Below are 12710 nucleotides of genomic sequence, written 5' to 3'. Positions count from 1 at the left end.
GGGGGCTGATGGAGTCTGCCCCCCCCCCGATCGGCCTCTACGGCCTGGCCGGATCCGGTCTGCCCTGGGATCGACCGGCCGGGCTTCCGGCCCTGCACGAGCTGCTGGAGCACGGTCCTGCCGCGCCGATCTGGATCCTCTATGCCCCACCCCAGCGGGCGATCGAGGTCCTCACGGCGCGGCGGGCCTCGATCGGGGGCTGGCTGGAGGATCTCCATCGGGCCGCGCGGCTGAAGTCCCTCTGGAGCGAGCGGGTGTCGCTGGTGAACGTGGCCCAGATCCCCTCCGGCCAGCAGGAGCGTCTCCATCGCGAGCTGCCCGAGTACCTGCCGATGCTCGCTCCGCCGGATGCTCCCTCCAGTCACCTGGTGGATCTGATCGCGGCCACCGCCCTGAGTCGATCCGATCTCGCCGAGGCCTGGGAGGCGCTGGAGGAGCTCCGCCGCCGGGAGCTGGATCTGCCGCCTGAGCCACCTGCTGCCCCCGGCCTCGCCGACTACGAGGCGATTCTCCGGGCGCAGCAGCAGCAGCAGCGGGCCGGCGTTGCCCGGGAGGAGGAGCTGGACAACCTCCGTGAGACCAGCGATCGGCTCCGCCTGGAACTGGAGTCGGTGCGCCGCTTGAATCGCCGCCTCGAGGAGGAGCTTGAGGTCTTCGCGGAAGAGCATGAGCGCTGTCTGGCCCTCTCCCGCCGCATTCCTCCCCTGCTGGATCACGCCCGTCGCCGTCTGGAGGGAGATGGCCGTCTCTGACCCCGGCGATCCGGCGGATCTGCTGGCGCTTCAGGCCCAGCTCGCCGCGATGCCGCTTCCCGCGTCGGCCCGTCGCGTCGCCCGCCTCTGGCTCACGGCCCGGGTGGCTGCGCTGCCCGAGGGTGCGGATCGCGAGGGCCTGCGCCACAGCCTGGACCTTGAGGCCCTGGCCGATCGGCGGTCGCTCTGCCGGCGTCGTGGCGCGGAGGGTCAGTGGAGGGATGCCGCCGGCGAGCACCGGGGCCTGCTGGCACACACACGCACGATCGAGCGGCGCCTGGGCTGCGCGCTGGTGGAGGAGCGGCAGCGGAACCAGGTGTTGGCGGCGTGGCTCAGCCGGCAGTACCTTACCTCCCTGGAGCCGCTCGATGGGCACGCGGGCGATGCCCTTCAGGCGGAGCAGGAGCGCCTCCGCTGGATGGTCGGACTCGTGTCGGCGGCCGATGCGGTGGCGGCCCATCAGATCTTGATCCGGCTCCTGGCGGTGACCCTGCGCCTGCCGACGGAGGCCCAGCCCGATCCCTTCTGGAGTCAGGCCCGGATTCTCTTCGCTGCGGCGCAGCAACTCGAGCGTCTGCGCGGGGGGGAGCCCTGGCGCCGGCACCTGGAGCGGTGTCCCGAGGCCGCAGCACTGCCCGCCTGGGTGATGCTGAGCCTGCGCCGGGAGCTGGCCACGGCCGTGCGCCGGCTCGGGCTGCTCCGCCAGTGCGGTGCCGCATCGTTTCCGTTCCTCGTGAGCGAGGTGCTGCAGTGGGCCTGGACCGTGCACGGGCTCGAGCACGGCTCAGAAGCCACCGCCACCGAACAGCGGCCCCGGCCCCGGGCCCGGGACCGCCTTGAGCAGCTCTGCCGCGCCCTCAACCTGAGCGTCACCCCAGGGGCGGTGGGCGGTCATCCGTTTGCGTGACTCCCGCTCTCCGCCTGCATCCGCATCCACTCCTCCTCGAGACTCATGTTGAAGGCCAGGAGCTGGTCCTCACCGAGCTGCTGGCGGCTCTGCCGGCCGAATCGCTCCTCCAGCCAGGCCCGGCCCTGCCGGGCTGACCAGCCCAGGCGTCCGAGCAGCTCGTCGCTCTGCCGGAGCAGCTCCCGCCGCTGCAGCGGCACTCCCGCACCGGAGGGATCCTCTCCGGTCTCCAGTCTCCGCAGGGCCTTGAGGTAGCCGCAGAGATCCGCGTAGCGGGTGATGCGGCTGCGACTGCTGCAGCCGAGGGCCCGCTCCAGGTAGGTGTTCTCCTGCTCCCGGCCCCACTCCAGACGCCTCAGCTCGAGATCGATGGCGGTCAGCTCCTCGCTCCAGTCCTCGGGGTCCGGATCGGGCTCGTGCTGCGCCGGAGCCGTTGGGGGTGCTGCTGGCGTCGGCGGTGCGGCAGGTGCCGCCAGTGCTGGCGGTTCGGGCGAGTTGGCGTGTGGGGTCGGGATGGGCTCAGGGACCTCCGGGTGGACGTCCGCAGCCGGGGCCAGCCTGTGCCCATCGGCGGTTCGGCCCCGGGACGGAGAGGGTTCCCTGAGGCGCTGTAGCAGACGGGCCACCGCCCGGTCCTCCGCCTCCTCCGCCTCGGGCGCCTCGCCCAGGGCACTGGCCAGGCATGCACCGTCCGTCCAGAGGCTGACCATCACGATCCGGCAGCCCTCGCTGCAGTGCACCAGCTCGCAGCGCAGCGGCCCGGGGCTGGCGTCCGCTTCGGCCATGGTTGGGATCCGGATCGGCGGGGCTGGCTTCAGCCTGCCAGTGTGAGGCGCCGCGCCGAGCCCGATGCCCACCCCCGTGGAACTGCGTCTGGCCGGCAGCGATGCCCTGCTGGATCGCCTGGTGCTCGAGGAGATCCCCCACCCCGGCCGCTGGTGGGAGCACCGGGGACGGCCCTACCTGATCCTGCAGCGGCGTCACCGCTACGGGCTGCGCCGGGGCCGCTACGTGCTCGCCAGCATCGCGCTGCAGGTGCGGCCCCAGAAGCAGCCGGCCGATGCGCAGTGGTGGCAGGGCCGCTGGGTGATCGGCGATCCCGCCTGCCGCTACAACGCACGCTCCCCCCTGCTGCGCTGCGCCGTACTGCCCGAGGGACCCTGCAGCAGCTGCGCCCACCACAGCGAGCGGGGAGCCCAGGCCGGGTGAGGGCGATCGGGCTGCCTAGGGTTCCGGCCAGTGACTCCCGGCCGGGCCGGACCGCAGCGTGGATCCACGACCATCCCGGCCGCTGAGGCCCTCATCCCTGTGGTGGGATTCGGCGCTCCATCGGCTGCGCTCCTGGAGCGTTCCGCTGTGCCTGGGGCTGCTGCTTCTGGGTGTTGTTATGCCGCTACCGCCCGGGAGGATCGCCTCGGCCGGGGCCTCTCTGCTGCACATCAGCGGCCCTGAGCCCGAGACGCTCGGACCCGTCCGGGGAGAGCTGCGCCCGTGCCCCGGCCCGGCCCACTGCGCCACGCGCCGCTGGCCGGTGGCCGATCCGGAGGCCGGCGTCCGGCAGCTGGCGGCCGTCGCTGCCGGCCTGCCCGGCACCATCGTTCGGGAGCAGCAGGATGGCTATGTGCATGCCACCAGCGAGAGCCGCCTCTTCGGGTTTGTGGATGATCTCGAGCTGCTGGCCCGTCCTGCCGAAGGCGTGATCGACGCCCGCTCGGAATCCCGCCTCGGCGACTCGGATCTGGGTGTGAACGCCCGTCGGCTGGAGGCTCTGGCGGCGGCTCTGCCCCTGCAGCCCGCGCCCGAGGGCTGAGCACACCGCTGCGGCGATCTCAGTCGCCGCCGAGCTGGTCTCCCGATGCCAGCTTCAGCTGCTGGATCAGGGTGGCGCCGGAGGCCGGCCGCTTCCCCTCCAGCTGGGCCTCCCGGAGCAGCACCCGTCCGGCGCCGGTGCGCACCACCGGGCCGAGTGCGGGCAGCAGCTGCTCCACGGTTCCGGGCACGCCGCCCAGCGCCGCTCCGGCCGGATCCCGCCCTGATGAGGAGGCGTCGTTCACCAGCGCGGCGGCCTCGGGGCTGAGGGCACCCAGCGCCTCCGGCAGCAGCGGCTCGCTCGCCAGCAGCTTCAGGCGTCGCCCACTGCAGAGGGTCCAGGCGCCGGGGTGCAGCGCCATCACGCGCCGATGCAGGACCAGTGCCGGCTCCTGCCAGTCGATGCGGGAATCCTCCTTCGTCAGCAACCGCGCCTTGGTGGCCAGGGCGTCGTCCTGATGGCGCACCCCAAGCCGGGCCCGCCGCTCCGCCTCGCTGCCGCTTCCGGCGGTGCTGATCAGAGGCATGGCCTCCACCATCAGCTCCGCCGTGAGCTGGCTGAGCCGCTCGCGCAGATGGCTGGCATTGTCCAGCAGGCCGATGGACAGACGCCGCTCCAGCAGCACCGGCCCCGTGTCGAGGCCGGGGTCCATGGCCATCACCCCCACGCCGGTTTCCTGGTCGCCGCTCAGCAGGCTCCACTGGATCGGGGCCGCCCCGCGCCAGCGGGGCAGCAGGGAGCCGTGGCCGTTCCAGCAGCCCAGGGGCGGCATCGCCAGCACCGACGGCGGCAGCAGCTGGCCGAAGGCGACCACCACGAAGGCTTCGGCGTTGAGCGCGGCCAGCTGCTGCTGACAGGCGGCGTCACGGGAGATGCGCTGCGGCGTGAACACCGGCAGGCCCCGCTCGAGGGCCGCCGTCTTCACCGGGGAGGCGGCCAGGGAGGAGCCGCGGCCGCGGCGGCGGTCGGGTTGACTCACCACGCCGACCACGGTGTGGCCGGCCGCCAGCAGCGCCTCCAGGGTGGGCACCGCATAGGCGGGAGTGCCCCAGAACAGGATGCGCATGGGCCGGGTGCCGCAGACCCTCAGGCTTCGCCGGTGATGGAGAGCCCCTCCACCCACACGTGCGGACAGCGGCCACCGGGCAGGATCTCGGGCTCGCCCTCCAGGGCCACGATCGCGTTGAGCACGCTGCGGATGTCACCGGCCACGGTCGCAGCCTCGATCGAGCGCCGCTCTCCTCCGCGGACGAGCCAGCCGTCGAAGGGGAGGGAGAAGGACCCCTGGCTGGCCTTCACGCCGGCGTGAAGGGCCGAGAGGGAGTCGATCCAGACGAAGGTGTCGCTCATGCCGCGGCTCAGTCCGGTGTCGCCGCGTCGCTCGGGCGAGGCGGGGAGCACCTCCAGCCAGTCGGCTCCAACGGACACCTTGGCGCCGAGCCCGGCATGGCCGGTGGGAGCCACCCCGAACTGGCGGGCGGTGGCCTCGGAGTGGAGCAGGTTGGTCAGCAGGCCGTCCTCCACCAGGGACAGGGCGCGGGTGGGGGTTCCCTCGCCATCGAAGGCGGAGGCGCCGACATGGGCGGGATGCAGGCCGTTGTCGCGGATCGTGAGGAAGGGCACCGCCAGGGGCTGGCCCAGGCTCTCGCGTCGCGTCAGGCTCACCCCGTCGAGAACGGCCCGGGCATTGAACAGGCTGCTGAAGGCCCCCATCAGATCGAGGAAGGCCTCCGGCCCGAAGCACACCAGATAGCGACCGGTGTCGATCGCGGCGTAATCCAGGTGGCTGATCGTGCGTTCCGCCGCTTCGGCGACGCAGCCGGCGTGGTCCAGATCGCCGGCGCCGTGGGCCAGGCGCACGGCGCCGGCACTGCGGGGCTTGCGTCCGGCCTCCTCGGCGCGGGCATAGAGGTAGAGGCTGGCGGTGGTGCTGCGCTGCTCGCGCACCGCCCCGTCGCTGTTGATGTAAAGGCGCTCGCTGCGGCTCTCGCCCAGGCCGTTGTACGGCACCGTCTCGATCGCCGGATGGCGCTGCAGCAGGTCGGCTTCGCTGGCCTTGAGGCTGTCGAGGAGGCGGCGGATGCCCAGGTGATCGGCCAGCGGCCGCTCGAGTTCCGGCAGCGGCGCCCGGCAGAGCGGCGAGAAGGCGGGGGTGTCGTCGGGATTGCCGAAGGCGCTGGCCTCCCGGGCGCCCTGAAGGGCCCGCTCCAGTCCGTCGTCGCTGAGATCGGAGCTGCTGGTCACGCCCACCAGCCCGTCGCTGTTCCACACCCGCAGGGTCATGGAGCTGCGCTGGGAGGCCTTGAGCTGCTTCGCTTCGCCGCGATCGACCTGAACGCTGCTGTCTTCGCTGCAGCCTGCACCGAGGTCCCAGCGCTGGATGCCCATGCCGGCGGCAAGGCGGCCGAGGGTGTCGGCCAGGCGATCGCCATTGAGGAGGGTGGACATGCTCAGCGGCCCCCCACGGTGATCGAGTCGACCTTGATGTGGGGCTGGCCCACGGTGACGAAGACGCTGCCGCTGACCGAGCCGCAGAAGCCGGCCGCCAGCTCCAGATCGTTGGCGCACATCGAGATCCGGGGCATCACCTCCTTGGCATCGCCGATCAGGGTGGCCCCCTTGACCGGCTTGCCGAGCCGGCCGTTCTCGATCAGATAACCCTCCTCGACTGAGAAGTTGAACTGGCCGGTGGGTCCGACGCTGCCGCCACCCATCGACTTGCAGTACAGACCATTGTCGACCGATCGGATCAGGTCGCCTGGGCTGTGGGGTCCGGCATCGATGTAGGTGTTGCGCATGCGGCTGGCGGCCGCGAAGTTGTGGCTCTGGCGGCGGCCGCTGCCGGTGCGGGGGTGACCGGTGCGGCGTTCACCGGCCCGGTCGCTGAGGAAGCGCTTGAGCACGCCGTTCTCGATCAGAACCGAGCGCTGCGGTTCCATGCCCTCGTCATCCATCGAGAGGCTGCCGAAGGCTTCGCCGGTGAGCCCTTCATCGATGGCGGTGACGGCCGGGTGAGCGATCGGCTCGCCCACCCTGTCGGCGAAGGGCGTGGTGCCCCGCTCCACCTGGGTGGTCTCCAGCAGGTGGCCGCAGGCCTCGTGGAAGATGACTCCGCCGAAGCGGTTGGCCAGCACCACCGGCATCTGACCGGCTTCCACGTAATCGGCGTAGAGCATGGCCCCGGCGCTCTCGCAGACCTCGGCGGCGCTCGCCTCGGCATCCCAGCGGATCAGGTCATCCGGCCGGTCGCTGCTGCCGTAGCGGCGACCGACGCTGGAGCGGTGCTCGCCATCGGCGGCCAGCACGCTCAGACCGCAGGACTGATGCAGGCGGATGTCGCGCGCCAGCGTGCCATCGCTGCAGGCCACCAGCACCTCCTGCCAGTCGCGGGCGTAGCTGCCCCGGCGCACCTGCAGGTGCTGCCCCACTCGCTCGAGGCAGTGGGTTCCCTCCAGCAGCCGGCCGGTGGAGGTGGCCAGGTCCGGGCAGCGCTCCAGCCAGTCGGCTTTGCGGGACCCGTGGTCCACCAGTTGGCGGAAGCCCGCGAAGCCTTCGCGGGAGGGGCGTGACAGCGACAGATCGAGACCGAGCATGTCCAGCGCGGTGGCCAGGGCCCGCCGGAGGCCATCGGGGCTCAGGTCGTTGGTGCTGACGAAGCCGTCCCGCTGTCCGAGGAAGACCCGGATGCCGGCACCGGCGCCGATGCCCGGCGACACGCTGGTGACTCGGTCCTGTTCCGCCAGGACTCCCACTCGGTCGGTGCGTTCGAGAAAGATCTCCACCAGATCGGCACCGGCCCGGCAACCGGAACCGATCAGATCCTCCAGGGAGGGGAGCCAGGCATCACCGAAGGGTTCGGAGAGGTGCCGGGCGGGTGCGCTGAGCAGGGTCAAGGGCGATGAGGGGCAGAGGGCGTTGGAACGCGGGGATGCTGCGTCGATCTGACGAATCCTGCTGACAGCTTGTCAGGAATCAGCGCACGGCGGGCTGGTAGGCCGAGCTGCGCAGCGGAGCCATCAGGAACAGGCGGGCCATCTGGAGGCCGTTGCCGATCCAGTGGGGCAGCTTGCGCAGCAGTTTCACCGGCGCAGGGGCTTCGGAGGCCACCACCTCGCTGAGGGCGGCGTTGTGCTCGACCAGCCGCTCCAGGCCGGCGAAGAAGCCGGGATGGTCGACGTTGAGCACGACGGGGAAGATGCGGGCCGAGGTCTCGTTGGTCTTGCGGATCACGAGCTTGTCGTAGTCGCGGGCGTCGAGACCAAGAGCCTCGTAGAACTCCTTGCGCGCCACATCGCGCACATACATGGTGGCGAAGACAGCCAGCAGGAAGAAGCGACACCAGAGGCTGGCGATCGGGCCGCGCACCGTATCGGGCTGGGCCTTCATCAGGGCGTCGAAGAAATCACCATGTCGATTCTCGTCCTGGCACCAGTTCTCGAAGAAATTGAAGATCGGGAAGATGCGGCTCTCGGGGTGCTGCTCGAGGTGGCGGAAAATGGTGATGTAGCGCCAGTAGCCGATCTTTTCAGACAGGTAGGTGGCGTAGAAGATGAACTTGGGCTTGAAGTAGGTGTAAGCCTTGTTGGCGGTGAGGAAGCCGAGATCCAGCTGCAGGCCGAAGTCGGCCATGGCTTTGTTGAGGAAGCCGGCATGGCGGGCCTCATCGCGGGCCATGTGGGCGAAGCATTCCGCCAGCAGGGGGTTCTTGGTCTTGATCCGGCGGCTCAGCTCCTTGTAGAGCAGGAAGCCGGAGAACTCGGAGGTGCAGCTCTGCTCGAGGAACTCGACGAAGACCCGCCGGGTCTCGGGGTCCATCGTGTCGGCCGCGCCATCGAAGCTGCTGTCGCGGACGAAGTGATGACGGTTGTAATCCTTGCGGAACTCCTCGCAGATGGCCTCCAGCTCCACCTCATTCGGCCGGAGATCCATCGCCGCCATGGCGTCGAAATCGGTCGTGTAGAAGCGCGGCGTCAGGATCGTGTCCTTGACCGGATCCTTGGTCAGCGGGGCGTCCGGAGTGCCGACCGCTTCGGCCGCCGTGGCAGTGGGAGGCACCATGGACGCTCATCTGTGGCAGTGGCCGAATCGTAAGGCCCGGTTCCCGGCGGCGACGCTGATGTGACGCTTCGCTGCAGTTCTGCGCCGGAGCGGCTGGCCTCAGTTCGGACCGAGCCATTTCTGGCCGTTCAGCCGCTGCGCCAGGCGCGAGACCAGCAGCGCCAGCGACATCCGCTTCTCGTCGATCAGGAAAGATTCCAGAAGCGTGGGCTCGGAGCCCGGCTCGGCGATCGCCACGGTCTTGGCCGAGTCGATGCTGGGCTCGGTGAAGCACAGCCAGAAGCGCCCCCCCGCCGCCAGAGCGCCCATCACCATCCAGCAGGAGCTGCCCACCACCGGCATCGGCCCTTCGCCGAACTCGAGGCTCAGGCCCTCGCCGCCGCCGCGCCGGTCGAGTTCCTGCCGGAGCGCCGGCAGATAGTCCTCAGTGATGAACCGCTCGAACGGCTTGTCCTCGGGCTTGGGCGGTTTGGGTTTGGCCTTCGGCTTGTCCGTCGCCGCGGGCTTGGTCGAAGGGGCGTCGCTCACAGGGCCGTCCGGTTGGGGTCGGTGGCAGAAACTGTATGCCTTGCGCCCGCCGCCCAGCAGCGCCGCTGGTGCCGGATCCGGCCGGGATCACCAGTCGTCGTCGCCGGCATCGGACCAGTCGTCGGCGCCGGATTCAGGCGACGCAGCGGGCCGTGGCGGCCGTGGGGCGGACTCAGTGGGGCGGTCCCACCCGCCGGCGCCGGAGGAGCGGGCCCTGTGCAGCACGCGGAAGGGCACCGCCACCGTGGGTGGCGGCTCTCCGGGAGCACTCGCCGGCCCCTGCCAGGCGCCCCCATCCTCCCGCTCGCGCTCCGGGGACGGGGGGCGGCTGGTGCGACGCTCCGGTTCGGGAGGGGGCGGCCAGTCGCCCTCGCCAGCGGCGCCAACCGGACGACGGACGCTGCGCCGGAATGCCGGTGCCGACGGCCCGGCCAGCAGCAGGCCGGCGGCCGCCAGAAGACTGCCGCCTCCGGAGGCCAGCACCACCCAGGCTCCCAGGGGCCAGGCGGGTGTCTGCCAGGTGAGCAACCGCAGGCGGGTGTTCGGTGAGGTGTTGAGGGCCCCGATCAGCAGCGCGGCCAGCAGGGGCAGCAGCGCGGGAATCAGCAGCAGCGAGCGCCAGCGGGCCATGGGTTCAGCGGCCGGGTCCCGCACGGCGGGGACCCTGCCAGCGCTCGAGCTGGCCGAGCTCCAGACCGAGGCTGTCGAAGATGCGGATCACGAGGAAATCCACCATGTCCTCAAGGCTGCGGGGTCGCTGGTACCAGGCGGGAATGGGTGGCGCGATCCGTGCTCCCGCCTCCGCCAGGGCGGTGAGATTGCGCAGATGAATCAGGTTCCAGGGCAGCTCCCGTGGCGCGATCACCAGGGGCCGGGCCTCCTTCAGGTGCACATCAGCGCAGCGCTCGATCAGATCGAGCGCCACACCCGAAGCGATCCGGCCCACCGTGCCCATGCTGGCCGGCAGGATCACCATGCCCCGGGTGCGGTAGCTGCCGCTGGCGATGGCCGCCGCCTGATCGTTCCAGCGATGGCAGCGCAGGGAGCCGGCCGCCGATCCGGTGCGCTCCCGCCAGAAGCGCTCCTGGCGCTCCGGCTCCACCGGCACCTGCACCCCCAGCTCCGCCTGCCAGACCTGCATGGCGCCCTTGCTGAGCACCAGATCCACCGTCAGATCCGCCTCCAGCAGCAGCTGCAGGGCTCGCTCCGCCAGGGGCTGGCCCGAGGCTCCGGAGACGGCGAGAACCAGGGGTTGCGGCTGGGAACGCACGGGGAAAGATGGGGAACCGGCGGTGGCTCAGGCGTCGGTCAGCGCCACGGGCAGTGGTGCCGACTCGCCATGCTCCGGCTCCAGATCCGCCGACTCCTCCTCCGGCAGTCCGGGCACGCTCAGGTCGATCTGGTTGCGGAGCACATCGACCTTCTCAACCGTCACCTCGACGGGATCGCCGAGCTTGTAGGTGCGTCGGTTCTTCCGCCCCACCAGGCGGCTCTGGCGTGAGCGGTACTCGTACCAGTCGTCCTTGAGGGAGCTGACGTGCACCAGCCCCTCGCACTGGCTGGGCGGGATCTCCACGAAGAATCCGTAGCTCTGGATGCCGCTGATGAAGCCCGGCTGGCTGGTTCCCACCATCGGCTCGGCCTGACGGGCCTGAGCCATCTGGATCAGGTCACGGCTCAGCTCGGCGCTCTGGCGGGTGCGGGCGTTCAGCCGCGGGATCAGCGAGGTCTGAACGGCCTGCTGGAGGGGAGTCAGCAGGCTGGGGGTGAGCACCGGCCAGTCGATCGCGGCGGGACTGCTGGACAGGCCCAGGTCCACGCGGGTCTTGTGGCGGACCGATGGGCGGTCCTTGCCGTCACTCAACAGGGTCGCCAGCACGTGCTGGTTGAAGAGGTCGGCGTAGTGCAGCCCAGCGGCGCACCAGGGGGCGTAGGCCTCGGCCTCGCCGGCCAGCCGGTGCTCACCGGGTGTGGCCGACAGCTGCACCGCCGGCAGGACCCCCGCCAGCTGCTGCTGGAGCACCCGGGCCCGGTCGCTCTGGCGGAAGATGGCGGCCAGGCTGGACACATCCGGGGCGTTGCCGTCGTCATCCAGCTCGACAGGGAGATCGAGGGCGATGGCCGCCTTCGCGACATCGTTGAGATCGTTGTCCTGCGGCGGGCCCTGAACGGCATAGAGGGCCGGCAGGCCGAGGTCTCTGAGATGGCGGCCCAGGGCGACATGGGCCGGCTGCACCAGCTCCGCCAGAACAGCCAGGGGGCCGCGCTGTCCATCGCCGGGCATCCAGCCCTGATGGCTTCCGTCGGGGAACGGGTGCCGCAGGTCGCCGAGGCTGTCGATGCCGGCGGCCGCCAGGCAGAGATCCACCGATCCGGCGGCGAGGCGGCGCTGCCGCAGGCGCTCACTGAGTGCCAGCAGCTCGAGCAGCAGATCGAGCTGGGCCTTGATCGGCTTGAGGGCGGCGGGCACGGCCCGGGAGCCGGGTTTCCGGGCCCGGAGCGTGTCCAGGATGGCGGGGGTCACCGCGGCGGCCGGGCGGATGAGGCTGCGGCAGAAGCGATGAGCGAGCAGATCGCCGTTCTCGTCGATCTCCAGGCACACCGACAGGGCCAGCTGGCTTTCGCCAGGAGTGAAGAGTGCTGCGCTCGCCATCGCGGCCGGGGCGAGGGTCTTCCATTGCTCCCCGAGGCAGAGGCTCTCCCCGAAGCGGCGCATCCACTGATCGAGGGCACCGCCGAAGCCGGTCCGCTCGGCCAGCGAGGGCGCATGCACCCAGAGTCGGGTCAGCTCGCCCTCCCGCTCCAGCCACACGGCGGGCAGGGCCGGAGCATCGGTCCCCTGCCACTCCTCCATCAGGAGGGGCGCCTGGTGGGTGAGGTCCTCCCGCTCCTTCTCCAGCGGGGTGCGCAGGCTGCTGCGGGGGGGATCCGGCCGTTGATGCAGGTTGTGCTTGGCCAGCAGCAGGGCGCTGTCTGCGGCGGAGCCCTCCTCCGGGTTCAGGCGGCGCACCACATGGCCGCGGGCCGGATGCTGGCCGATCGGATAGCGATCGACGCGGACCTCCAGGACCGCGCCATCTGCCGATCCGTCAGGGTCCGGCGCGGCCGGCACGCTGTCGTCCGAGCCGTCCAGGGCGATGGTGGTCAGCAGCCGGTCGTCGAGAGGGACGGCCACCGCGTCCTCGCCGCGCCGCTGGCCCTGGGCCAGCACGCTGCCGCACTGGCGCTCGAGAATGCACTGCACGATCCCCTCCGGCGAGCGGCGGCGCCCACCGTCCCTGTGGATCGTGACCAGCACCCGATCGCCGTTCCAGGCGTGATTGAGGTGCTGATCGCGGATGTAGATGTCATCGCCCTCGTCCTCCCTGAGGGCGAAGCAGAAGCCCTTGCTCGAACAGCGCAGCCTCGCCGGGATGAAGCGGTCGTCCTCCCGCTTTTCAACCTCCTTGCCCTCCTGAGCCACCAGTCCCAGTCGCTCCAGGGCCTGCAGGGCTGTCGCCAGCTGCTGCCGACCCGACTTGCTGGTGAGCCCCAGGGCTTTCTCCAGCTTGGTCAGGCTCAGTGACCCGGTCGCTGGAAGCTGGTCGAGGAGGTCGGCGACCGTGAATGTCATCGGGGCGTTCGAAGGGCCGGCGCGGTGGTGGGGATGGAGCGA

Annotated in this window: 13 protein-coding genes; 4 read left to right on the top strand and 9 right to left on the bottom strand. The window is 70.9% G+C overall.

From position 1 onward, the window contains the following. Positions 1–8 precede the first annotated feature (8 nt). On the top strand, positions 9–752 hold the full coding sequence (locus EVJ50_RS05460; RefSeq protein ID WP_150882773.1) for a hypothetical protein: 744 nt from the start codon (positions 9–11) through the stop codon (positions 750–752). Further along, a complete protein-coding gene (locus EVJ50_RS05455) occupies positions 739–1659 on the top strand; it encodes a hypothetical protein (protein WP_150882771.1) in 921 nt (306 codons plus the stop codon). Before EVJ50_RS05460 ends, EVJ50_RS05455 begins: the two co-directional genes overlap by 14 nt. Here EVJ50_RS05455 and EVJ50_RS05450 read toward each other — a convergent pair. Further along, positions 1644–2444: a hypothetical protein gene (locus tag EVJ50_RS05450; protein WP_150882769.1), complete on the bottom strand. Its 801-nt coding sequence runs from the start codon at positions 2442–2444 to the stop codon at positions 1644–1646. The genes EVJ50_RS05455 and EVJ50_RS05450 overlap by 16 nt on opposite strands. Before the next feature lie 64 nt (positions 2445–2508). Here EVJ50_RS05450 and EVJ50_RS05445 point away from each other — a divergent pair, with 64 nt between their 5' ends. Both EVJ50_RS05445 and EVJ50_RS05440 read left to right on the top strand, forming a co-directional pair. Next, positions 2509–2868 carry a DUF6464 family protein gene (locus EVJ50_RS05445; RefSeq protein ID WP_150882767.1) on the top strand — a complete coding sequence of 120 codons (360 nt, stop codon included), beginning with the start codon at positions 2509–2511 and terminating at the stop codon, positions 2866–2868. A 178-nt stretch (positions 2869–3046) separates the two neighbouring features. Beyond that, positions 3047–3469 (top strand): DUF1499 domain-containing protein, encoded by a 423-nt coding sequence (locus tag EVJ50_RS05440; protein WP_150882765.1) that lies wholly within the window; start codon positions 3047–3049, stop codon positions 3467–3469. A gap of 19 nt (positions 3470–3488) precedes the next feature. Here the strand turns inward: EVJ50_RS05440 and fmt are convergent, their stop codons facing one another. The 8 genes from fmt to EVJ50_RS05400 all read right to left on the bottom strand — a co-directional run bounded on the left by fmt (position 3489) and on the right by EVJ50_RS05400 (position 12668). Further along, positions 3489–4535: a methionyl-tRNA formyltransferase gene (gene fmt / locus EVJ50_RS05435; protein ID WP_150882763.1), complete on the bottom strand. Its 1047-nt coding sequence runs from the start codon at positions 4533–4535 to the stop codon at positions 3489–3491. A 20-nt stretch (positions 4536–4555) separates the two neighbouring features. Next, on the bottom strand, positions 4556–5917 hold the full coding sequence (locus EVJ50_RS05430) for a TldD/PmbA family protein (protein WP_150882761.1): 1362 nt from the start codon (positions 5915–5917) through the stop codon (positions 4556–4558). A 2-nt stretch (positions 5918–5919) separates the two neighbouring features. Continuing rightward, the gene (locus tag EVJ50_RS05425; protein ID WP_370455607.1) at positions 5920–7362 is read right to left on the bottom strand and encodes a TldD/PmbA family protein; all 1443 of its coding nucleotides are present in this window, start codon (positions 7360–7362) and stop codon (positions 5920–5922) included. Between the two features lie 79 nt (positions 7363–7441). Next, positions 7442–8527 (bottom strand): magnesium-protoporphyrin IX monomethyl ester (oxidative) cyclase, encoded by a 1086-nt coding sequence (acsF, locus tag EVJ50_RS05420; RefSeq protein WP_150882760.1) that lies wholly within the window; start codon positions 8525–8527, stop codon positions 7442–7444. Between the two features lie 99 nt (positions 8528–8626). Then, positions 8627–9055, bottom strand: coding sequence for a DUF2996 domain-containing protein (locus tag EVJ50_RS05415; RefSeq protein WP_150882758.1), 429 nt, complete (start codon positions 9053–9055; stop codon positions 8627–8629). Positions 9056–9142: 87 nt separating this feature from the next. Then, a complete protein-coding gene (locus EVJ50_RS05410; protein ID WP_150882756.1) occupies positions 9143–9685 on the bottom strand; it encodes a hypothetical protein in 543 nt (180 codons plus the stop codon). 4 nt (positions 9686–9689) lie between these two features. Continuing rightward, positions 9690–10325: a flavin prenyltransferase UbiX gene (locus EVJ50_RS05405; RefSeq protein ID WP_150882754.1), complete on the bottom strand. Its 636-nt coding sequence runs from the start codon at positions 10323–10325 to the stop codon at positions 9690–9692. 27 nt (positions 10326–10352) lie between these two features. Continuing rightward, positions 10353–12668: an RNB domain-containing ribonuclease gene (locus EVJ50_RS05400; RefSeq protein ID WP_150882752.1), complete on the bottom strand. Its 2316-nt coding sequence runs from the start codon at positions 12666–12668 to the stop codon at positions 10353–10355. Positions 12669–12710 lie beyond the last annotated feature (42 nt).

Origin of the sequence: Synechococcus sp. RSCCF101 (genome assembly GCF_008807075.1) — a bacterium.
Classification (GTDB): Bacteria; Cyanobacteriota; Cyanobacteriia; order PCC-6307; family Cyanobiaceae; genus RSCCF101.
The sequence above is the reverse complement of the archived record's forward strand: the minus strand, read 5'-3'. Positions and strand labels throughout refer to the sequence as shown.

Coding starts and splice junctions, on each gene's coding strand:
- fmt (WP_150882763.1), bottom strand. CDS start 4,535: ATGCGCATCCTGTTCTGGGGCACTCCCGCCTATGCGGTGCCCACCCTG.
- EVJ50_RS05445 (WP_150882767.1), top strand. CDS start 2,509: ATGCCCACCCCCGTGGAACTGCGTCTGGCCGGCAGCGATGCCCTGCTG.
- EVJ50_RS05400 (WP_150882752.1), bottom strand. CDS start 12,668: ATGACATTCACGGTCGCCGACCTCCTCGACCAGCTTCCAGCGACCGGG.
- EVJ50_RS05460 (WP_150882773.1), top strand. CDS start 9: ATGGAGTCTGCCCCCCCCCCGATCGGCCTCTACGGCCTGGCCGGATCC.
- EVJ50_RS05455 (WP_150882771.1), top strand. CDS start 739: ATGGCCGTCTCTGACCCCGGCGATCCGGCGGATCTGCTGGCGCTTCAG.
- acsF (WP_150882760.1), bottom strand. CDS start 8,527: ATGGTGCCTCCCACTGCCACGGCGGCCGAAGCGGTCGGCACTCCGGAC.
- EVJ50_RS05410 (WP_150882756.1), bottom strand. CDS start 9,685: ATGGCCCGCTGGCGCTCGCTGCTGCTGATTCCCGCGCTGCTGCCCCTG.
- EVJ50_RS05430 (WP_150882761.1), bottom strand. CDS start 5,917: ATGTCCACCCTCCTCAATGGCGATCGCCTGGCCGACACCCTCGGCCGC.
- EVJ50_RS05440 (WP_150882765.1), top strand. CDS start 3,047: ATGCCGCTACCGCCCGGGAGGATCGCCTCGGCCGGGGCCTCTCTGCTG.
- EVJ50_RS05450 (WP_150882769.1), bottom strand. CDS start 2,444: ATGGCCGAAGCGGACGCCAGCCCCGGGCCGCTGCGCTGCGAGCTGGTG.